Genomic DNA, 20767 nt, shown 5'->3' with positions numbered 1-20767 from the left:
CGGCGTCGCCCACCCCTGTATCAAATCGGTTCGCGGAGTGGGCCGCTTACTGCCGCTTACATCCGCTTGATGCCCCTTGTCGGGGGGTGCGGGACCGCCCCGACGAGGGCTTGTTGACAATCGTTTCCAGATTTGTTGAAAATGAGTGTCATGAACGTACGACGACGCCTCATATCGGGGTCCGCGGTCGTGGCGGCCACCGCCCTCGGCCTCGGCGCTCTCTCGGCCTGCTCGGGCTCCGCCTCGGCCGACGGCAAGAGCAACGGAAAACTCGACGTGGTGGCGTCGTTCTACCCGCTCCAGTACCTCGCCGAGGAGATCGGCGGGACGCATGTGAACGTCACGAACCTGACCGAGCCCGGCAAGGAGCCGCACGACCTGGAGATCAGCGCCCGGCAGACCGCGCAGCTCCAGGAGGCGGACGCCGTCCTCTACCTCAAGAACCTCCAGCCGGCCGTCGACGACGCCGTGGCCCAGGCCGAGGTGAAGACCAAGATCGACGCCGCTTCGCTGACGACGCTGGAGAAGCACGGCAACGAGGTCGGCGGGCACGCGGCCGCCCACGACGACAGCGAGGGCGAGGAGACCGGGGCCACCGACCCGCACATCTGGCTCGACCCGGTGCGGTTCGCCGAGGTCGCCGAGGGGATCTCCGACGCGCTGAAGAAGGCCGACCCGAAGCACTCCGCGGACTACGAGAAGAACATGTCGGCGCTGCGGAAGAAGTTCGTCGCGCTGAACACCGACTTCCACAACGGGCTCGCGGACACGAAGACCAAGACCTTCATCACCACCCACGCCGCGTTCGGCTACCTGGCCGAGCGCTACGGGCTCACCGAGGAGGCCATCAGCGGCCTTGACCCGGAGTCGGAGCCCAGCGCGAACCGGGTGAAGGACCTGGAGACGATGGCGAAGGCCGACGGCGTCACGACGGTGTTCTACGAGACGCTCGTCAGCGACAAGACGGCCAGGACCATCGCCGGCGACGCGGGTCTTCGCACGGATGTCCTCGACCCGCTCGAGGGCATCACCGACAAGTCCAGGGGCAGCGACTACATGCAGGTCATGGAGTCGAACCTGAAGGCGCTGCAGACGGCTCTCGGCGCCAAGTGACCAGTGTGGAGGACGTCGTGAGCGAGTCCGTCGTATCCCTGCGCGGTGTGCGGGCGGAGCTGGGTTCGCGCCCGGTCCTGCGCGGCATCGATCTCACCGTGCGCCGCGGCGAGGTCGTCGCGCTGCTCGGCGCCAACGGCTCCGGCAAGTCGACCGCGGTGCGCAGTGTCATCGGCCAGGTCGCCGTCAGCGCCGGAGAGATAGAGATCTTCGGCGTCCCGCGGCGCCGCTTCCGCGACTGGCACCGGGTCGGTTACGTCCCGCAGCGGACCACGGCGGCGGGCGGCGTGCCCGCGACGGTCGCCGAGATCGTCGCCTCGGGGCGGCTGTCCCGGGCCCGCTTCGGTGTGCTCCGCAAGGCCGATCACGCGGCCGTGCGGCGGGCCCTGGAGCTCGTCGGGATGGCGGACCGCGCGAAGGACTCCGTGAACGCCCTGTCGGGCGGGCAGCACCAGCGGGTCCTCATCGCCCGCGCACTGGCCTGCGAGCCCGAGCTGCTGATCATGGACGAGCCGATGGCGGGCGTGGACCTCGCCAGCCAGGAGGTGCTGGCCGCGACCCTGCGCGACCAGGTCGCCCAGGGCACCTCCGTCCTGCTCGTGCTGCACGAGCTGGGCCCCCTGGAGCCGCTGATCGACCGCGCGGTCGTCCTGCGGGACGGCTGCGTGCTGCACGACGGCCCGCCGCCGCAGGCGGTCGGCCAGCACGCGCTGCCCGGCCACGACCACGTACACCCGCACGCGGCTCATGACGCCGAACCCCTCCGGACGGGACTGCTGAGCTGATGGACATCCTCGACTACGCCTTCATGCAGCGGGCCCTGCTCGCCGCCGTCCTGGTGGGCATCACCGCGCCCGCCGTCGGCATCTATCTGGTCCAGCGCCGCCAGGCCCTGATGGGCGACGGGATCGGCCATGTGGCCATGACGGGTGTCGGCCTCGGCTTCCTGCTGTCCACGTCGCCGGTGTGGATGGCGATGGCCGTGTCCGTGCTGGGCGCCGTGCTCATGGAGCTGATCCGCTGGTACGGCAGGACACGCGGGGACATCGCGCTGGCCATGCTCTTCTACGGGGGCATGGCGGGCGGCGTGATGTTCATCAACCTCGCGCCGGGTGGCTCGAACGCCAACCTGACCTCGTATCTCTTCGGCTCCCTGTCGACGGTGAGCGAGTCCGACGTGACGGCGATCTGCCTGCTGGCCGCCTTCGTCGTGCTCGTCACGGTGGGACTGCGCCGCCAGTTGTTCGCGGTCAGCCAGGACGAGGAGTTCGCGCGGGTGACCGGTCTCCCGGTGCGGGCCCTGAACCTGCTGACGGCGGTCACGGCGGCGGTCACGGTGACCGTCGCCATGCGGGTGGTCGGACTGCTGCTCGTGAGCGCGCTGATGGTGGTGCCGGTGGCGGCGGCCCAGCAGCTCACCCGGAGCTTCGCGGCGACCTTCGCCATCGCGGTGGCGATCGGGGTGACCGTGACGATCGGCGGCACCGTGACGTCGTACTACCAGGACGTGCCGCCCGGCGCGACGATCGTGCTGCTGACGATCGGCGTGTTCATCGCGCTGACCGCGCTCGCGACGCCGCTGGCCCGGCGCCGGGCCCGGGCACTGGCCGCGGCGCAGGCCGCCGGAGACCCCGCCGAGTGCACGATTCCGGCCGCGCGCGGCACGGAGAGCACCGTCGGCGTCTGACCGGGCACAGCCCGGACTGGCACAATGGCCGGGCAAGGGCAGACGTGAGGAGGCAACGGTGACAACCGCTGGATCGCCCGTTCGGGGCCGTTCCACCCGGCAGCGTGCCGCCGTGGCGGCCGCGCTCGACGAGGTGGACGAGTTCCGCAGCGCGCAGGAGCTCCACGACATGCTCAAGCACAAGGGCGACTCGGTCGGGCTCACCACGGTCTACCGCACGCTGCAGTCCCTGGCCGACGCCGGCGAGGTCGACGTCCTGCGTACGTCCGAGGGCGAGTCCGTCTACCGGCGCTGCTCCTCCGGCGAGCACCACCACCACCTCGTCTGCCGGGTCTGCGGCAAGGCGGTGGAGGTGGAGGGCCCGGCCGTCGAGAAGTGGGCCGAGGCCATCGCGGCGGAGCACGGCTATGTGAACGTGGCCCACACGGTGGAGATCTTCGGCACGTGCGCGGAGTGCGCGGCGGCGAAGGGCTGAGTCTCCGGCGCGTGTCCGCCCCAGGGCGTCAGACGCGGGTCAGGTTGCGGTCGAGGATCCCCCGCAGCCTGTCCACGTCCGCGGGCGTGTGCGCGGCGCGCTTGGGCAGCACGGTGAAGCCGACGGCGTTCTTGTCGGGGCTGAGCATGACGAAAGTGTCCGCCGTCTCCCGGTAGCGGGGCTGCGCCATCCAGTTGAGCGTCTCCGTCGAGTTGTCCGTGGCCACCGTCACCCCGGCGTCCGTGACGGTCACACGGAACGTGCCCAGGCGCTCCGCGAGGCGCTGCACCTGGCGGGCCTGGAGCCAGGGCGACAGCATGACGAGCGGCGCGAACACGACGAACCAGATCACGGGAAGCGTGGACGCGTCCTGCCCGGCCAGCGCGAGCGCGCACTCCAGGGCGACCAGGACGGCGGCGCCACCCAGCACCCAGAACTGTCTTCGGCCCGCCTTGCTGACGCCTCTGCGCGCTCTCAGCGCCGACGTGAGATCCCGGACGGTCGGCCGGTACTCCAGCTCGACGACATCCGCCCCGTGCCCCTGCTGCTGCCCCGGCAACTCCTGCTGCGGCGCAGCACCCTGGCCCTCGACCACGGCCCCTCCCCGGTTCGGTGGTGATGAGGCCATGATCGTAAGGCCGGGTTCGGACAACGCCCCGGGCGGCGGGTGTTACGAGCCGTCGCCCCGCATGCCCTGCTCCATGGCGAGCAGGTCCTCGTTCGGGACGGCGCCGCCGAAACGCCGGTCGCGCTGCGCGTATTCGACGCAGGCACGCCACAGGTCACGCCGGTCGAAGTCGGGCCACAGCACGTCCTGGAAGACCATCTCGGCGTAACTCGACTGCCAGATGAGGTAGTTGGAGGTGCGCTGCTCGCCGCTGGGGCGCAGGAACAGATCGACGTCCGGCATGTCCGGATAGTACAGGTACTTCTGGATGGTCTTCTCGGAGACCTTGTCGGGGTCGAGCCGGCCGGCGGCGACATCGGCGGCCATCGCCTTGGCGGCGTCCGCGAGCTCGGCACGGCCGCCGTAGTTGACGCAGAAGTACAGCGTCATGGCGTCGTTCTGCGTCGTCTGCTCCTGGGCGATCTGGAGCTCCTGGACGACGGACTTCCACAGCTTGGGCATGCGGCCGACCCAGCGGATCCGGATGCCGAGCTCGTCCATCTCGTCGCGGCGGCGCCGGATGACGTCCCGGTTGAAGTTCATGAGGAAGCGCACCTCGTCGGGCGAGCGCTTCCAGTTCTCGGTGGAGAAGGCGTAGAGGGAGAGGTTCTTCACACCCATCTCGATGCAGCCCTTGAGGACGTCCATGACGACGCCCTCGCCGACCCGGTGCCCCTCGGTGCGCGGCAGCCCGCGCTCCTTGGCCCATCGGCCGTTCCCGTCCATGACGACCGCCACATGGTTCGGGATGAGCTCGCCGGGGAGTTTGGGCGCGCGGGCACCGGAGGGGTGCGGTTCCGGCGTCTTGTACTCGCGGCGCTGGCGTCCCAGGATCCCGCGTACGACCATGTGCTTCTCGTCTCCCTCTTGCTTGCGCTCGGCGCTCGTCTTGCTCTGGCTCTGCTTGCCGTTGTTGCTGTTCTCGTCGTTCTCGCGTGCCCGGGTGCCCCGGGTGGCGCCTACTTCTCCACGAAGCGCAGGGAACGCAGTCCGCGCTCCAGATGCCAGTGCAGATAGGCCGACACCAGCCCGCTGCCCTCCCGGACGTGCCGCGGCTCGCTCGCGTCCGCCGTCTCCCAGTCTCCCGTGAGCAGCGCACCGAGGAGTTCGAGGGCCTGAGGCGAGGGTACGACGCTGCCGGGCACCCGGCAGTCGACGCAGACGGAACCTCCCGCCGCGACCGAGAAGAACCGGTTCGGTCCCGGCATGCCGCATTTGGCACAGGCGCTGAAGCTGGGCGCGTAGCCGTTGACGGCGAGGGAGCGCAGCAGGAAGGCGTCCAGGACGAGGTGCGGCTCGTGCTCGCCCCGGGCGAGGGTGCGGAGTCCGCCGACCAGCAGCAGATACTGCTGCACCGCGGGCTCCCCCTCGTGGTCGGTGAACCGCTCGGCGGTCTCCAGCATGGCGGTGCCCGCGGTGTAGCGCGCGTAGTCGGTGACGATTCCGCCACCGTACGGAGCGATCGTCTCGCTCTGCGTGCACAGGGGCAGGCCCCGGCCGATCAGTTCGCTGCCGCGCGCGAAGAACTGCACGTCCACGTGGGAGAAGGGTTCGAGGCGCGCCCCGAACTTCGACTTGGTCCGCCGGACGCCGCGCGCCACCGCCCGTACGCGCCCGTGACCGCGTGTGAGCAGCGTGATGATCCGGTCCGCCTCACCCAGCTTCTGGGTGCGCAGCACGATGCCGTCGTCGCGGAACAGACTCATGCGGCCCATTCTCGCCTACGGCACCCGCGCCCCGGTCCCGATGGGCCCCTTTGCGCCCGGGCACCCCCACGAGGCGCCTCACACCGACCGTGGGCGACCCCGCCCGGCACGGTTTCCGCCCGCACGCCGGGGGTCCCGGCCCGCCCGCCGAGCGCCCGGGCGGCGGCCTTCGTCTCCGGTCAGGCGACGCGTTCCAGGCCGGCCTCCACGGACTGCCGGGTGCCGTCCCGCTTGGTCGACTCGTAGGCGAAGTCCACGGTGTCCCCGGGGTTCAGCGTGAGGGTGATGCGGCCGTTCGTGACGCAGTTGCCGGACTGGATGTTCTCCCCGAGCGTCACCTGGTCGCCGCCGCTGACCGTCGTCAGGGTGACGACGCCGTAGCAGTCGGAGGACTCCATCGCGTAGTGGATGCTGCCGACCTGTTCCCGCCGGGTCCCCCCGCTCAGCTCCACGGTGACGCGGTAGTGGTCGGTCCTGCCGGCGTCGGCCTCCTCGGCGTAGCCCTGCCAGCGTCCGAGGAACTCCTCCGGCAGACCGACGGCCGCCGGAACCGTGGAGGCCCGTTCGGACACCCCGGGTGCGGCGGACACCGCGGGTGCGGCGGACGCGCTCGGTGGCCCCGACGCGCGGGGAGCACCGGCTTCCTCGGGCACGCCGGGCGTGCCGGAGGCGGGAGACGCGCCGCCGAGTGTCGGACGGGAGCCGCGCTGTTCCACCTCCCCGCTCAGCTGCACGAACAGTCCGATGAGAGCCGCGACGACCGTGGCGGCTGCGCCGATCAGGGCTACGACGAGCGCGGTCCGATGGGAGTCGCCCGGGACCGGATGGACCGGGCGCTGCGGCCTCGCGTAGGGATCCGTCGGGGACTGCTGTCTGGTCATGGCGCTGCCTCGGGTCCGTGGTTCTGAGGAAGATCAGGCCATATTGCCGCCCGGACACCGCAGTTGTGCGACTTTCACGCAAAACTACGGAATAGATCATGCTGAATCGATTCGCCCCGATTGTGTCACCGGCGTCACGGACAACACCGGCGCCATCGGGTACGCCAACTCGCCGCACCCACCACGCGACCAGGCGCTTCTGGGTTTTCCAGTGGACCGGGACGGGCATCCGTCCCGGCCTCGCCGCCTGCCTGAACGCCGGCTCCGTCCGGTGGATCCGCCGCCGGATCCGACCGCCGCGCCGCTGCCCGGACACCACCCGGCCCGGACATCCCGGTGCGCGCCCACCCGGTACGCGCTCCTCCCGCGCTCACCGGTTCACGGACACCAGCCCCGCCTCGTACGCGATGATCACCAGCTGGACGCGGTCCCGTGCGTCCAGCTTCGAGAGCAGACGGGTCAGGTAGGTCTTCGCCGTGGCCACGCTGATGAAGAGCCGCTCGGCGATCTCCGTGTTGGACAGCCCGGTGCCGACCAGCGTCAGGACCTCGCGCTCGCGTTCGGTGATGCCTTTCAGCTCGCGCTGCGCACGGGCCAGTTCGGGCCGGGAGGCGGTGAAGTCCCGGATGAGCCGGCGCGTGACGCCGGGGGCGATGAGGGCGTCCCCGGCCGCCACCACGCGGACCGCCGCGATGATGTCGTCCAGCGCCATGTCCTTGACCAGGAACCCGGACGCGCCGGCGCGCAGCGCCCCGTACACGTAGTCGTCGTCGTCGAAGGTCGTGAGGACGACGATCCTCGTCCCGTTCCTCGGCTCGGCGGCGTCCGCGGTGATCCGGCGCGTCGCCTCGATGCCGTCCATGCCGGGCATGCGGATGTCCATGACGACGACGTCGGGGCGGAGTCGCGCGGCGAGGGCCACCGCCTCCGCGCCGTTCTCCGCCTCGCCCACCACCTCCAGGTCCTCGATGTCGGCGATGACCATGCGCAGGGCTGTGCGGATGAGCTGCTGGTCGTCGGCGAGGACCACCCGGACCGTCATCGGGCGGCCGCCGTGCTCGTGGCCGGGAGCGGAAGGCGGGCGCTCACCCGGAAGCCGCCCTCGGGGCGCGGGCCCGCGGTGAACTCGCCGTGCAGCAGGACGACCCGCTCACGCATGCCGATGAGGCCGAATCCCGTGTCCGTGGTACTGCCCCTCCCCCGGCCGTCGTCGGTGATCTCGACGGCGACCTCGGTGTCGCGGTGGTCGACGGTCACCCGGCAGGCGGCCGTCGCCGCGTGCCGTACGACGTTGGTGACGGACTCCTGGACGATCCGGAAGGCGGACAGGTCGATGTCCGGCGGGAGTTGACGCCGCGCGCCCGTCCAGTGGACGTCCACACGGACCCCCGCGGCCGTGGTCGCGGCGGCCAGCCGGTCGAGGTCGGCGAGTCCCTCGGCGGGGCGCAGCGGCGCGGCCTCGGGGACGCGGGACCGGTTGCCGGCGGGCGCGGGGCTACGGCCCGGCCCTCCGGGACCGTGTTCGGGGGACCCGCCTGGCGCGTCGGAGTCGCCCTGTCCGCGCGATCCGCCCGGCGGGTCGGGAGACGCACCCTGGGCTCCGGGCGGGTGGGGCCGGTCGGCCTGGTCGGCCTGGCGCAGCGCGACAAGCATGCGGCGCAGCCCGGCGAGGGTCTCCCGGCCGGCCGTCTCGACCGCCGTCATCGCCTCGCGGGCGGCGTCCGGCTGGGTGTGCACGACCCGGGCCGCCGCGCCGGCCTGGAGGGCGATGATGCCGATGCTGTGGGCGACCATGTCGTGCATCTCGCGTGCGATGCGCAGGCGTTCGTCGGTGACGGCCTGGCCCGCTGCCCGGACGCGCAGTTGCTCGGCGTGGGCGCGGGTGCGGTGGGCGGCGTCGCCGAGCAGCCAGGAGACCACGACGGTCAGGGCCACGGTCAGTCCGACGAGTGTGCCGACGCCCCAACCGTGCAGCAGCCTCACCGTCAGCCAGGCGACCAGGAGGGCGAGCGCCAGGGTGAGCGCGGTGACCCCGGTACGGCGGGGACGGCCGGCCGCGATGAAGTAGAGGGCGATGTCGACGGCCAGGTACTGGGGGAGCTGGATCGCCCCCACGGCGAGGTTGATGGTGATCAGGGCGGCCGCCGCGAGCAGCAGGGTGAAGGCGGTGAGGGGCCGGCGTCCGAGGCACAGGCTGCCGGCCAGGGCCAGGGCGCACGCCACCGCGAGGATCAGCAGGCCGTCCCAGCGATAGAACTGGGCTGCGACCAGCTCGTCGGCCGCCTGCTCGCCGGGCAGCCGGACGCGCGCGAGGAACGTGAACAGGGTGCTGGCGCACCAGGCCAGGGCCACCCAGACGCCGGGCGGCACACGCTTGAGCGGGGGAAGCGGCGGCGTGACATGCATGCGCCGATCGTAGGCAGGCGGTGGGGCGCGGGCATCCGCCCGTGGACGTACGACCGGGGTCGACACGGGCCGCGGGAGAGTGTCCGCGCCGGACCGATGCGTCGGTCCGGCCATCGGCGGGACGGTGCGGGTGTGATCGAAGTCAACGAACTGACGAAGAGATACGGCGACATGACGGCCGTGCGGCGGCTGACGTTCCAGGTGCGCCCCGGGCACGTCACCGGGTTCCTCGGCCCGAACGGAGCGGGCAAGACGACGACCCTGCGCATGCTGCTCGGTCTGATCGCGCCGACCGGCGGGACGGCCGGCGTCGGCGGACGGCCGTTCCTGGACCGCCCGCGCGGGCTGCGGCATGTCGGCGCGCTGCTGGACGCGGGCGATGTGCACGGCGGGCGCAGCGCGCGGGCCCATCTGTCGGCTCTCGCCCGCGGCAACCGGATCCCGGCCGGCCGGGTCGAAGAGGTGCTGCGGGAGGTGGGGCTTTCGGGCTCGGCGGCCCGCCGCCGCGTCGACGGCTTCTCGCTGGGCATGCGGCAACGCCTGGGAATCGCGGCAGCGTTGCTCGGCGATCCACCGGTGCTGCTGTTCGACGAACCGCTCAACGGCCTCGACCCGGAGGGTGTGTTGTGGGTACGCGGACTGTTCCGCAGGCTCGCCGCCGAGGGCCGGACGGTCTTCGTCTCCAGCCACCTCATGTCGGAGATGGCGAACACTGCGGAGGAGTTGATCGTGATCGGGCGGGGTGAGCTGATCGCCGCGGAGAGCGTGGCGCGGTTCGCGGCGCGCGGCACCCGGCTCACCGTGACGGTCCGGACGCCGGACGCCGAACGGCTGACGGCGGTGCTGTCCGCCGAGGGCGCCGCGGTGGCGCCGTACGACGGCCGGACGCTGAAGGTGTCGGCGCTGAGCGCGGCGCGGATCGGCGAACTCGCCTTCCGGCACCGGATTCTGCTCGAAAAGCTGACCCCGCAGGCCGCCTCCCTGGAAGCGGCCTTCATGGAACTGACCGCCGACAGAGCCGAATTCCTCGCCGGAGACTCCCGATGACGACCACCGCCGTGCCCGACTCCGCCCCTGTTCCCGCCGCCCGTTTCGGGGACCTCCTCGTCGCCGAATGGATCAAGCTCCGCTCGCTGCGTTCGACGTACTGGGCGCTCGGCGCCGGTGCCCTCGCGGTGATCGCGTTCAACGCGAACGCGGCGCGGGTGGACGCGGCCGACCATCCGCGCTTCGACGACCGGACGCGTTCGCAGATGGCCCGGTTGGCCCTGCGGGACGCCTTCACCGACGGCTCCGCGATGATCCTGGTCCTGGCGGTGGCGAGCATCGGCGCGATCACGATCGTGGGCGAGTACTCGACCGGTCTGGTGCGTACGACGTTCGCGGCCGTTCCTGACCGGCGTGCCCTGATGGCCGCGAAGGCGGCCCTGTTGACCGCCGTCATGACGGTCTACGGCGCGCTCGTCGCGGGTGCTTCGTTCGCCTCCACCCAGGCGATTCTCGCCACCCGTGACGCGGGCGTCGCCCTCACGCACCCCGGCGCGGCGCGCGTGGTCTGCCGCCTCGGCGCTTCTCGCCCCGGTGTGCGCCCTCGCCGGGATGGCGCTGGGCGCCCTGATCCGGCACAGCGCCACCACGATGGTCGCCGCCACCGCCGTGCTCCTGCTGATCCCCTCGTTCATCACCGACCGCTACGCCTGGACGGCCGCGGTGAAGCACGCCCAGCCGATCAACGCCTGGAACCGGCTGGCGGACATCTCCTACGCCCATGATCCGTTCACCCTGGTCCCCCGCCATCAGGCGACGGCCCAGGGCGCCTGGATCACCTTCGCCGCCTGGGCAGCGGTGGCGGCCGTCGTCGCGATCGTGGCGGTGGACCGCCGGGACGTGTGAGGCGGCCACGGTCCGTGCGGCGGGCGGCGCGGACCGTCGGCGGGGCCGCGGCCCGTGCGGTGGGCGGGCGGGACGCGGGCGGCGGGCGGGACGCGAGGAGTTCCACAGCCCCTGGTGGGCGGCCCAGCGGGCTTCTCTCGGGGGTGGCTCAGGGGCCGGACGGGAAGTACTGGCGGGGTGTCACGCCCACGACGCGGTGGAAGGCGGCCACGAAGGAACTGGCGGAGGCGTATCCGGCGCGGCGGGCGACCGTCTCCACGGTGAGGCCGTCGGCGAGGAGGGGCATCGCGGCCTGCATACGCAGCCGTTCACGCCACTGGCCGAAGGTCAGGCCCGTCTCGGCGACGAAGAGGCGGGCCAAGGTCCGTGCGCCGGCGCCGACTTCGGCGCCCCACGCGGACAGCGGGCGCCCGTCGGCCGGATCGGCGCTCAGCGCGTCGGCGACGGCGCGGGCCCGCGGGTCCCGGGGCTCGCGCACGGCGACGCTCGTGACGGGGACGGGCGTCAGCACGTCCAGGAGCACGGCCTCGGCCCGGGAGCGGTGCTCGTCGGTGAGCCCGAATCCCGCCAAGTGGTCGACGAGGGCGCGCTGCAGGGGGCCGACCGCCACGACCGTCGGCTCCGTCCAGAGGATCTGCGGGCAGCGCGCGGGGTCGACGTAGGCGCTGTGCATGACCGCGTCGCCCGCCGCCTCCGTGAGGTGCGGCAGCCCGGCCGGGATCCACAGGGCCAGTGACGGCGGCAGCAGCCAGGATCCCCGTTCGCTGCGCACCCGCAGCAAACCCCTTACAGAGCATGCCAGTTGGTGGACCGGGTGCGTATGTGTGGCGAAGGCGGTGCCCCGCGGCATGGCGAAGTGCCCGACGAAGACGGCCGTCCCCGCCGCGGCCGGGCTCTGTCCGTCTCGCGACATGGGTCGGCAGCGTAGCCCGTGGTGGACGGGCGGCACCCGCCCTAGCGTCGGCGTCATGCCGATGAACCGAGCCCACCGCAGACTGTGCAGCTCCGAGGCCTGGGCGCGCACCACGAAGGACCGCATCCTGCCCTGGGCCCTGCGGGACGTGGAACTGGGCGACGACGTGCTGGAGATCGGGCCCGGCTACGGGGCCAATCTGCGCGTCCTGGTCGACTCCGTCGCGCGCCTGACCGCCGCCGAGATCGACGGGGACACCGCACGGCTTCTCACGGAACGGTGGGGCGATCGCGCCCGCGTCCTGCACGCGGACGGCGCGGAACTCCCCCTGGAGGACGCCTCGTACGACTCCGTCGTCTGTTTCACGATGCTGCACCACGTGCCCACCGCCGCCCACCAGGACCGCATCTTCGCCGAGGCGTCGCGCGTGCTGCGCCCCGGCGGCACCTTCGCGGGCAGTGACAGCGTGACGAGCCTCGGATTCAGGCTGCTGCATGTGCGCGACACGATGAACACCCTCGATCCGCGGGAACTCCCGGCACGGCTGAGCGCGGCCGGCTTCACGGACGTGTCCGTGGACGTGCACCCGCGGGGCGGCACCCTCCGCTTCCGGGCGACCCGCCCCTAGGAGCGTCGCCCGGAGGACCGTCTACGTGCCGAACCGGCGGACGTACGCGCGCTGCCACGGTGTCTCCACCGCGTGCCGGTCGTAGTGCCGGCGTACGTACGCCACCGCCTCCCCGGGCGGTACGCCGTCGAGGACGGCGACGCAGGCCAGGGCCGTGCCGGTGCGGCCCCGGCCGCCGAAGCAGGCGATCTCGACGCGTTCCTCGGCGGACCGCCGCCAGGCCTCGGTGAGGACCGAGCGGGCCTCGGCGCGGTCGGTCGGCAGCCAGAAGTCCGGCCAGCGCAGCCGGCGCGCTTCCCAGGGGACCGGAGGCGGCTGTCCGCCGAGCAGGTGAACGGCGTACGCGGGTACCGGGCCGCCGTCGGCGGGGAGCGGCCGACGCAGGGCCCGGCCCCGTATGAGCCGCCCGGAGGGCAGGCACAGCACACCGGCGCCACCCGGATCCCAGGCACCACCGGCGGCACCGCTGCCGGGCCGCGCGCCGGGCCGCGCGCCGGGGTGCGATCCGGGGTCCGCATCGGGTTCGATTTCGGCCACGGGACCAGCGTACGGCGGGGCTACATCGCCCCGAGGGCCAAGGGCCAGAAGAACGGGGCCGGGAAGAGCAGGGTCAGGGAATAGCGGGGTCGGGGAAAGCAGGGTCGGGAAGAACAGGGTCGGGGAGAGCGGGCTGGGGTCAGCTCACCCCGCGGGATCCCTGGGCGGCGCGGGCCTCGATCCCGCGGAAGTGGTCGGACATCGCGCGCTGGGCGCCCTCGACGTCCCGTGCCCGCAGGGCGGTGAGGATGTCGCGGTGGCGGCGGGCCGTCACCTCCGGGGTGATGTCGTCGGTCCAGCCGCGCACCACGGCGACCCGCCGGAAGACGGTCCAGAAGGCGCCGAGCAGCTGGGGCACCAGCGGGTTGCCGAGCGACGCGTACAGCAACTCGTGGAACTGGCTGTCGAGTTCGGGGAAGGAGCGCCCGTCGCTGCCCGCCGACTCCATCTCCGTGACGACGGATTCGAGCCGGTCCAGCTCCTCCTCGGTCAGCAGCTCCGCCACGCGGCTTATCAGCCCCTCCTCCAGCACCTCGCGGACCTGGAGGATCTCGGCCAGCGCCCCGGTCGGATCGTCCGGACGGGCGAGCGTGCGGAAGGTCAGTCCGTCGACGAACGGCGTCATGGACGCCTCGCCGACATAGGTGCCGTAGCCGTGCCGGATCTCGACTATGTCGAGTGCCTGGAGGGCCTTGAGCGCCTCACGGACCGAGTTGCGGCTCACGCCGAGATCGGTCATCAGCTCGGTCTCGGTGGGCAGCGGCGCACCGGCCGGAAGCCCCTGGTCGAGGATCAGCTGCATGACCTCGCGCTGAATCTGACTGCTCACCCGGCGCTCGGGACGACGCCGGTTCCCGGTCTCCTCAGGCATGCGCCGCATCGTACGCTCGCTGGACATCGGACGTCCCACCTCCGGTCTGATTAAACGCCAAGTTCGGCCAACTACCCCTGTTTCATACCGCCATTGGTCGCACCTGTGGAAGATACGCCATTCGTGTGCGATCCCTTGACCCCCTCCGCGCCCCCTCCTATGGTCACGCTGCCCCCTATGACGTAGGACGTCGTATCTCCTGCTCCCGGGCCACCGGACCGCCCGCTCCACCGCCCCACCGGACCGCTCAACTGGACCACTCCTTGCTGGAGGAACCGTGCGCGACGTGAACCGCACTCCGGCGCTGCACCGCCGGCAGTTCCTGAAGTACACCGGCGCCCTGGGCGCGGCCGCCGCCCTCTCCTCGTCCCTGGCCGCCTGCTCGTCGGGGCCGGAGTCCACGAACGACACCGGCGGCTCGGGCAGCGGCAGGAACGCCACGCTGACGGCCGTGATCGGCTACGGGAACGACGGCAGCTGGGACCCGACGCAGACCGCGTCGGCCTTCTGCATGGCCGCCAACAACCACATCTACGAGGGCCTGCTCGACACCGACCCGATCTCCCGCGAGCCCTACGCCGCGCTCGCCACCCAGGTGCCCGCCGACCTCACCGGCACGTCCTGGATGTTCACGCTGCGGGCGGGTGCCACGTTCCACGACGGGAAGCCGGTCACCGCCGACGACGTGGTCTTCGTCTTCGACCGGATACTGGATCCGAAGACCCAGACCCTGGCCAAGGGCTTCTTCGCGAGCTGGCTGAAGGAAGTCCGCAAGATCGACGCGCAGAACGTCGAGCTGGTCCTCAAGTTCCCCTTCCCGGAGGGGATCTCCCGGCTCACCCTGGCGAAGATCATGCCCAAGCACGTCTTCTCCCGGCCGGGCGCCTGGGACGACGCGATCAAGGGCAAGGCGATCGGCTCGGGGCCGTACCGGCAGACCGCGCACCACCCGAAGTCGAACACGACCTTCGAGGCGTTCGCCGCCTACAACGGGCCGCGCAGGCCCGCGTTCAAGAAGATGAACTGGCTGACCATAGTGGACGCCGCGCCCCGCGTCGCGAAGATCTCGGGGGCGAGCGCCGGTGCCCAGATCGCCGACAACATCCCGTACGCCAACATCTCTCAGCTCCGCAAGGGCGGCATGACCGTCCAGGGCGGCGCCGGCATGAACAACCTGTTCCTCATGTTCAACACCCGGCACAAGCCTTTCGACGACGTGCGCGTGCGCCAGGCCCTGCACTACGCCATCGACACCGGGAAGATGGTCGAGGTCGCCCTCAAGGGGCACGGCAGGCCGTCGACGTCGTTCCTGAACGAGGCCAACCCCTCCTACCGGCCCGCGAAGACCGTCTACGCCTACGACCCGGAGAAGGCGAAGAGGCTCCTGAAGGAGGCCGGGGTCAAGGGCCTGAAGATCGAGATCCTGTCGGTGAACGTCAGCTGGATCGTGGACTGCCTGCCGACCGTCAAGGCGTCCTGGGACGCGATCGGCGTGCAGACCACCCTGTCCCCGCAGGAGACCACGGCCGTGTTCACCAAGATGGACCAGAAGCAGGACTACCAGGTCGTCGCCGCCGCCTCGAACCCCAACCAGTTCGGCCTCGACGCCGACCTGATCATGCACTACAACTACGGCCCCCAGAACCTCTGGATGGGCTACGCCCGCTGGGCCGGTGACCCGGTCGCCAAGAAGCTCTTCAAGGACATGGACCGGGCGACGCAGGAGCCGGACGCCGACAAGAAGAAGACGATGATCCAGGACTACATCGACGTCGTCGCCGAGCAGGCCGTGCTCTACCCGGTCGTGCACAACGAGCTGATGACGGCGTGGAATCCGCGGCGGCTCGCGGGGATGAGGCCGCAGCCCTACCCGGGCATCAACCTGCTGCAAGCCAAGTGGGTCTAGGCGACGGAGGAGTTCGTACGTGGTCGCCATCGTCAGGATCCTGCTGCGCCGCGTCGCGCTGCTCGTTCCACTGATGCTCGGGATCGTCCTGTTCGTGTTCCTGGTGATGCGGTTCTCGGACGTCGATCCGGCGTCCGCGTTCTTCCAGGGCGCCAACCCGACCCCGCAGCAACTGCACGACTTCCGGGAGCGGAACGGCCTGCTCGATCCGCTGCCCGTGCGCTACTTCCACTTCGTGGCGGACCTGGCGCACGGCGACATGGGCACCAGCGCGCTGACCCGGGCGCCGGTCGTCGAGCAGGTCACCACCGCGCTGCCGCTCACGCTCCAGCTGACCTTCCTGGGGCTCGGTGTCGCGGTGGTGCTGTCGCTGCTCGGCGGGGTCACGGCCGCGATCTACCGCGACCGGCTGCCCGACCAGATCATCCGGGTGGTGTCCCTGACCGGGGTCGCCGCACCGGGCTTCTGGCTGGCCCTGCTGATGATCCAGTATCTCGCCGTCGACCAGGGCTGGTTCCCGACCGGCGGCTACATCAACCCGGCCGACTCGCTCTCCGGCTGGCTCGAGACCATGGCGCTGCCCGCCCTCGCGCTCTCCCTGCCGGTCGCGGCCCAGCTCACCCGGATCGTCCGGACGTCCGTGGTCGAGGAACTCGACAAGGACTATGTGCGCACCGCGATCGGCAGCGGGCTGCCGCCCCGGGTGGTCGTCGGCCGCAACGTCCTGCGCAACGCCCTGATGAACCCGCTCACCGTGCTGGGCCTGCGCGTGGGCTATCTGCTGGGCGGCGCGGTCGTCATCGAGACGATCTTCTCGCTGCCCGGCATGGGCAAGCTGATGATCGACGCCGTGAAGAACGGTGACCCGGCGGTCGTGCAGGGCGTCGTCCTGACCACGGCCATCGGCTTCGTGGTGGTGAACCTCGTCATCGACGTCCTGTATCTGCTGGTCAACCCGCGGCTGAGGGAGGCGACCTGATGTTCACGCGGAAGGAACTGGCGGGTGTCCTCGCCCGGCCGGGTGTCCGGCTGCGCGGCTGGCGCAGGCTGCCGCCGCTGTCGCGGATCGCGGTCTGCTTCCTGGCCGTGGTCGTGCTGACGGCACTGTTCGCCCCTCTGCTCGCGCCGCACGACCCGCTCGACCAGCAGCCGCCGGTGGACGGCACCGGGCATCCGTCGTCCGGTCACTGGATGGGGCAGGACAGTCTCGGCCGGGACATCCTGAGCCGGCTGATGTACGGGGCGCGCTGGTCGCTGGCGATCGGTCTCGGCGCCACCGCGCTCGCCCTGGTCGTGGGGGCGCTGCTCGGCGCGCTCGCCGCGACCTCGCGCAAGGCGGTCGACGAGACGCTGATGCGCTGCCTGGACGTTGTGATGGCGTTCCCGGGCATCGCGCTGGCCGCCGTGCTCGTCGCCGTGTTCGGCGGCGGCATCACCGTCCTGATCTGCGCGATCGCGTTCCTCTTCACCCCGCCGGTCGCCCGGGTCGTCCGGGCGAACGTCCTCGACCAGTACGGGGAGGACTACGTCACGGCCGAGCAGGTGATCGGCGCCCGCACCCCGCACATCGTCCTGCGGCACGTCGCCGTCAACTGCGCGGCGCCGATCCTGGTGTTCTGCACCGTGCAGGTCGCCGAGGCCATCGTCTTCGAGGCCTCGCTGTCTTTCATCGGCGCGGGCGTCCGGCCCCCGGACCCGTCCTGGGGCAGTGTCATCGCCGACGGCAAGAACATGGTGCTGACCGGCGGCTGGTGGGCCACCGTCTTCCCCGGCCTGCTGATGCTGGCCACCGTCCTGTCGCTGAACATCCTCTCCGAGGGTGTCTCCGACGCGTGGGCCGCTCCGGCGGCGCGGGAGGTGTCCGTGCCCCCCGCCGAGGACCGTCTCGAAGCCCCCGAGCCGGGCAGCGGCACGGTCCTCGAACTCCCCGGTCTGGCGGAGGCCGCCGCCCGGCTGCGCGCCCGGGCCCGCCCGCTCCCCTCGGGACGGCAGCCCGTCCTCGCCGTGGAGCACCTGGCCATCGGCTTCGACCACCGCCACAGCGGCGTGGACATCGTCGACGGCATCAGCTTCGAGGTGTATCCCGGTGAAGTCCTGGGCCTGGTCGGCGAGTCGGGCTGCGGGAAGTCGCTGACGGCGCTGACGGTGATGGGCCTGGAGCCGAAGGGCGCCCGGGTGCGCGGCCATGTCCGTTTCAATCAGCGGCAGTTGGTGGGCGAGCCGATGCGCGTACGGCGCCGGCTGCTGGGCCACGAGATGGCGATGGTCTACCAGGACGCGCTGTCGTCCCTGAACCCGGCGATGACGATCAGGGCGCAGCTGAAGCAGGTGATACGGCGGGGCGGCAAGCGTACGGCGGCCGAGCTCCTCGAACTGGTCGGCCTCGATCCCGAACGCACCCTGCGCAGCTACCCCCACGAGCTCTCCGGCGGCCAGCGCCAGCGCGTCCTGATCGCGATGGCGCTGTCCCGCGAGCCCCGGCTGATCGTCGCGGACGAACCGACGACGGCCCTGGACGTGACGGTCCAGGCGCAGGTCATGGAGCTGCTGCTGCGACTGCGGGCGGAACTGGACTTCGCCCTGATCCTCGTCTCGCACGACCTGGCGCTGATCTCGGCGGTCACCGACCGGGTGGCCGTGATGTACGGCGGCCAGATCGTGGAGACGGGGGTGACGGCGGACCTGGTGGAGTTCCCGGCGCACCACTACACGCGCGGGCTGCTGGGCAGTGTGCTGTCCCTGGAGTCGGCGGCGGAGCGCATGACGCAGATCAGGGGAGTCGTCCCCTCCCCCGCCGACTTCCCGGCCGGCTGCCGCTTCGCCGACCGGTGCCCGATGGCGAGCGAGGTGTGCCGGACGACGGCACCGGACCTGGTCGGTCCGCACACGCACACGGCGGCCTGTCATCACCCGGCCGTCGACCTGGTGACCACGGAGAGCGAGGCCGTGACATGACGATTCCGCCGATGGCGCCCGGGGCGGTCCGATGACCGCGCCGGTGCGGGAGGACGGGGTCCACCGGACGGACGCGCTCGTCCGGCTCACCGACGCGCATGTCGTCCACAAGGCCCGCAGCGGCGGTGTGTTCACCCGGGACCGGGTGTACGCCCTGACCGGCGCCGATCTCACCGTCGTGCCCGGCGAGACGACCGGCGTCGTCGGCGAGTCGGGCTGCGGCAAGTCGACGCTCGCGAAGGTGCTCGTGGGGGTGCAGCGGCCGACCTCCGGCACGGTGACCTTCCGCGGCCGTGACCTGTGGTCCCTGAGGCCGGACGAACGGCGCACCGCCGTCGGCGGCAGCACGGGCATGATCTTCCAGGACCCGTCGACGGCTCTGAACCGCCGACTGCCCGTACGCCGGATCCTGCGCGACCCGCTGGATGTGCACCGGCGCGGCACCGCGGCCGAACGGGCGGACCGGGTCAAGGAGTTGATGTCCCTGGTCGGGCTGCCCCGGGCCCTCGCGGACGCCCTTCCCGGCCAGCTCTCCGGCGGTCAGCGCCAGCGCGTGGCGATCGCCCGCGCCCTGGCCCTGGATCCCGACCTGGTGGTGGCCGACGAACCGACGAGCGCGCTGGACGTGTCGGTCCGCGCGCAGATCCTCAACCTTCTCCTCGATCTGAAGGAACGCCTGGGCCTCGCCCTGGTGTTCGTGTCCCACGACATCCAGACGGTACGGCGGATGAGCGACCGGGTGATCACGATGTACCTCGGCCGGATCGTGGAGGAGTCGCCGGCCGACGAGGTCACCGACCGTTCCCGTCACCCGTACACCCGGGCCCTGTTCTCGGCGACTCCGGGCCTGCTGGATCCGGTCGACCCGATTCCGCTGAGCGGACCCGTCCCTTCGGCGACGCGTCCGCCGAGCGGCTGCCCCTTCCGCACCCGCTGCTGGAAGGCGGACGAGGAGTGCGCCACCCTGATGCCCGACTTCACGGCCGCGTCGACGCCGGGCCACCGCTTCCGGTGTCACCATCCTGTGGAGGAGGGCCGGTCGACGCGCGCCCTGGTCGCGCAGGCCGTGTCCGCCGCGGAGGCCACCGCCCTGGCCGATCTTCCGTTCCAGCAGCACATCCGGGAGCCCTCATGACCTTCCCCGCCCCGCTGACCGGTGTCGTACCGCCCGTCTGCACGCCCCTGACACCGGACCGCGAGGTGGACGTCCCGTCGCTCACCCGGCTGATCGACCATCTGCTGGACGGCGGGGTGCACGGTCTGTTCGTCCTCGGCTCCACGTCCGAGGTGGCCTATCTGACGGACGCGCAGCGCAGGCTCGTGGTGGAGACGGCGGTGGGGCACGTCGCCGGCCGGCTTCCCGTCCTGGCCGGTGCGATCGACATGACGACGCCGCGCGTCCTGGACCACGCGCGGGCGGCCCGGGCCGCGGGCGCGGACGCGATCGTCGTCACGGCCCCGTTCTACACACGCACCCATCCCGCGGAGATCGCCCGCCACTTCCGCGCCGTCGCCGCCGGCGCGTCGCTCCCCGTCTTCGCGTACGACCTGCCTGCCTCCGTCCACACCCGACTGAGCCCCGAACTGGTCCTCGAACTCGCCGCCGACGGCGTCCTGGCCGGGCTCAAGGACTCCAGCGGTGACCTCGGTTCCTTCCGCGCGGTCGTCAGCGGGGCTCGCAACCATCCCGGCATCAGCGGCTTCACCGCGCTCACCGGCTCCGAGGTGGTCGCCGACTCGGCGCTGGCGCTCGGCGCGGACGGCGCGGTCCCCGGCCTGGCCAATGTGGACCCGGCGGGCTACGTGCGCCTGTACGACCTGTGCGTGGCGGGCGACCGGGAGCGGGCCCGGGCGGAGCAGGAGCGGCTGTGCGAGCTGTTCGGCATGGTGGGCGTCGGCGATCCGGCCCGGATGGGCGGCAGTTCCTCGGCCCTCGGCGCCTTCAAGGCCGCGCTGTTCCTGCGGGGCGTCATCGACTGCCCCGCGACGGCGGAACCCCAGGTGCCGCTGTCGCAGGAGGAGGTCGAGCGGGTCGGGAAGTATCTGGCGGGGGCGGGTCTGCTCTAGCCGGGGCAGGGCTGCTCCGGCCGGCGGGTCTGCTCCAGCCGCCGGGCCGGACGCCCTGCCCG

General features: G+C 71.8%; 22 protein-coding genes. 13 read left to right on the top strand and 9 right to left on the bottom strand.

The features are described 5' to 3' along the window. The first annotated feature begins 150 nt into the window (after window positions 1-150). Genes OOK38_RS20205 through OOK38_RS20190 form a run of 4 tightly spaced genes read left to right on the top strand, consistent with a single transcriptional unit; the run spans window position 151 to window position 3275 of the window. Window positions 151-1113, top strand: a complete 963-nt coding sequence (locus OOK38_RS20205; protein WP_266758527.1) for a metal ABC transporter substrate-binding protein — start codon at window positions 151-153, stop codon at window positions 1111-1113. Window positions 1114-1130: 17 nt separating this feature from the next. Further along, entirely contained in the window at window positions 1131-1898 is a 768-nt protein-coding gene (locus OOK38_RS20200) for a metal ABC transporter ATP-binding protein (RefSeq protein ID WP_266758529.1), read from the top strand. Continuing rightward, window positions 1898-2800: a metal ABC transporter permease gene (locus OOK38_RS20195; RefSeq protein WP_266758531.1), complete on the top strand. Its 903-nt coding sequence runs from the start codon at window positions 1898-1900 to the stop codon at window positions 2798-2800. The genes OOK38_RS20200 and OOK38_RS20195 overlap by 1 nt, the downstream gene beginning before the upstream one ends. A gap of 58 nt (window positions 2801-2858) precedes the next feature. Then, on the top strand, window positions 2859-3275 hold the full coding sequence (locus OOK38_RS20190) for a Fur family transcriptional regulator (protein ID WP_266758532.1): 417 nt from the start codon (window positions 2859-2861) through the stop codon (window positions 3273-3275). A gap of 28 nt (window positions 3276-3303) precedes the next feature. On the opposite strand, the gene OOK38_RS20185 is transcribed toward OOK38_RS20190, so the two are convergent. The 6 genes from OOK38_RS20185 to OOK38_RS20160 form a co-directional block, all read right to left on the bottom strand. Continuing rightward, the gene (locus tag OOK38_RS20185; RefSeq protein ID WP_266848639.1) at window positions 3304-3870 is read right to left on the bottom strand and encodes a YcxB family protein; all 567 of its coding nucleotides are present in this window, start codon (window positions 3868-3870) and stop codon (window positions 3304-3306) included. 75 nt (window positions 3871-3945) lie between these two features. Further along, complete coding sequence (locus OOK38_RS20180; RefSeq protein WP_266758536.1) at window positions 3946-4791, bottom strand: isoprenyl transferase; 846 nt, start codon at window positions 4789-4791, stop codon at window positions 3946-3948. Between the two features lie 110 nt (window positions 4792-4901). Next, on the bottom strand, window positions 4902-5648 hold the full coding sequence (gene recO / locus OOK38_RS20175) for a DNA repair protein RecO (RefSeq protein WP_266758538.1): 747 nt from the start codon (window positions 5646-5648) through the stop codon (window positions 4902-4904). 179 nt (window positions 5649-5827) lie between these two features. Beyond that, window positions 5828-6529 (bottom strand): hypothetical protein, encoded by a 702-nt coding sequence (locus OOK38_RS20170; RefSeq protein ID WP_266758540.1) that lies wholly within the window; start codon window positions 6527-6529, stop codon window positions 5828-5830. A gap of 370 nt (window positions 6530-6899) precedes the next feature. Continuing rightward, window positions 6900-7571, bottom strand: a complete 672-nt coding sequence (locus OOK38_RS20165; protein ID WP_266758542.1) for a response regulator transcription factor — start codon at window positions 7569-7571, stop codon at window positions 6900-6902. After that, entirely contained in the window at window positions 7568-8935 is a 1368-nt protein-coding gene (locus tag OOK38_RS20160; RefSeq protein WP_266758544.1) for a sensor histidine kinase, read from the bottom strand. Before OOK38_RS20160 ends, OOK38_RS20165 begins: the two co-directional genes overlap by 4 nt. Window positions 8936-9067: 132 nt before the next feature. Between OOK38_RS20160 and OOK38_RS20155 the strand changes: the two genes are divergently transcribed. Genes OOK38_RS20155 through OOK38_RS34545 form a run of 3 tightly spaced genes read left to right on the top strand, consistent with a single transcriptional unit; the run spans window position 9068 to window position 10828 of the window. Further along, window positions 9068-9982 carry an ATP-binding cassette domain-containing protein gene (locus OOK38_RS20155; protein ID WP_266848637.1) on the top strand — a complete coding sequence of 305 codons (915 nt, stop codon included), beginning with the start codon at window positions 9068-9070 and terminating at the stop codon, window positions 9980-9982. Next, window positions 9979-10707: a hypothetical protein gene (locus OOK38_RS20150; RefSeq protein WP_323178815.1), complete on the top strand. Its 729-nt coding sequence runs from the start codon at window positions 9979-9981 to the stop codon at window positions 10705-10707. Before OOK38_RS20155 ends, OOK38_RS20150 begins: the two co-directional genes overlap by 4 nt. After that, a complete protein-coding gene (locus OOK38_RS34545) occupies window positions 10646-10828 on the top strand; it encodes a hypothetical protein (RefSeq protein WP_323178814.1) in 183 nt (60 codons plus the stop codon). Before OOK38_RS20150 ends, OOK38_RS34545 begins: the two co-directional genes overlap by 62 nt. A gap of 148 nt (window positions 10829-10976) precedes the next feature. Here the strand turns inward: OOK38_RS34545 and OOK38_RS20145 are convergent, their stop codons facing one another. Beyond that, entirely contained in the window at window positions 10977-11741 is a 765-nt protein-coding gene (locus OOK38_RS20145) for a helix-turn-helix domain-containing protein (protein ID WP_266758550.1), read from the bottom strand. A 55-nt stretch (window positions 11742-11796) separates the two neighbouring features. Between OOK38_RS20145 and OOK38_RS20140 the strand changes: the two genes are divergently transcribed. Next, window positions 11797-12369, top strand: coding sequence for a class I SAM-dependent methyltransferase (locus OOK38_RS20140; protein WP_266758552.1), 573 nt, complete (start codon window positions 11797-11799; stop codon window positions 12367-12369). A gap of 21 nt (window positions 12370-12390) precedes the next feature. Here the strand turns inward: OOK38_RS20140 and OOK38_RS20135 are convergent, their stop codons facing one another. Both OOK38_RS20135 and OOK38_RS20130 read right to left on the bottom strand, forming a co-directional pair. Continuing rightward, window positions 12391-12795, bottom strand: coding sequence for a protein phosphatase (locus OOK38_RS20135; RefSeq protein WP_266849362.1), 405 nt, complete (start codon window positions 12793-12795; stop codon window positions 12391-12393). A gap of 250 nt (window positions 12796-13045) precedes the next feature. After that, window positions 13046-13786, bottom strand: coding sequence for a FadR/GntR family transcriptional regulator (locus OOK38_RS20130; RefSeq protein ID WP_266765681.1), 741 nt, complete (start codon window positions 13784-13786; stop codon window positions 13046-13048). Window positions 13787-14054: 268 nt separating this feature from the next. On the opposite strand from OOK38_RS20130, the gene OOK38_RS20125 reads away from it, so the two are divergent. From OOK38_RS20125 to OOK38_RS20105, 5 genes are read left to right on the top strand one after another with little or no spacing between them, the layout of a single operon-like run. Continuing rightward, window positions 14055-15683 carry an ABC transporter substrate-binding protein gene (locus tag OOK38_RS20125; protein WP_266848635.1) on the top strand — a complete coding sequence of 543 codons (1629 nt, stop codon included), beginning with the start codon at window positions 14055-14057 and terminating at the stop codon, window positions 15681-15683. Window positions 15684-15702: 19 nt separating this feature from the next. Then, window positions 15703-16662, top strand: coding sequence for an ABC transporter permease (locus OOK38_RS20120; RefSeq protein WP_266848633.1), 960 nt, complete (start codon window positions 15703-15705; stop codon window positions 16660-16662). After that, the gene (locus OOK38_RS20115; protein WP_266758557.1) at window positions 16662-18638 is read left to right on the top strand and encodes a dipeptide/oligopeptide/nickel ABC transporter permease/ATP-binding protein; all 1977 of its coding nucleotides are present in this window, start codon (window positions 16662-16664) and stop codon (window positions 18636-18638) included. Before OOK38_RS20120 ends, OOK38_RS20115 begins: the two co-directional genes overlap by 1 nt. A gap of 31 nt (window positions 18639-18669) precedes the next feature. After that, the gene (locus OOK38_RS20110) at window positions 18670-19773 is read left to right on the top strand and encodes an ABC transporter ATP-binding protein (protein ID WP_266848631.1); all 1104 of its coding nucleotides are present in this window, start codon (window positions 18670-18672) and stop codon (window positions 19771-19773) included. After that, window positions 19770-20705: a dihydrodipicolinate synthase family protein gene (locus tag OOK38_RS20105; RefSeq protein WP_266758561.1), complete on the top strand. Its 936-nt coding sequence runs from the start codon at window positions 19770-19772 to the stop codon at window positions 20703-20705. Before OOK38_RS20110 ends, OOK38_RS20105 begins: the two co-directional genes overlap by 4 nt. The last annotated feature ends 62 nt before the right edge of the window (window positions 20706-20767 follow it).

The sequence above is a fragment of the Streptomyces sp. NBC_00568 genome, assembly GCF_026341855.1.
Classification (GTDB): domain Bacteria; phylum Actinomycetota; class Actinomycetes; order Streptomycetales; family Streptomycetaceae; genus Streptomyces.
The sequence above is the reverse complement of the archived record's forward strand: the minus strand, read 5'-3'. Positions and strand labels throughout refer to the sequence as shown.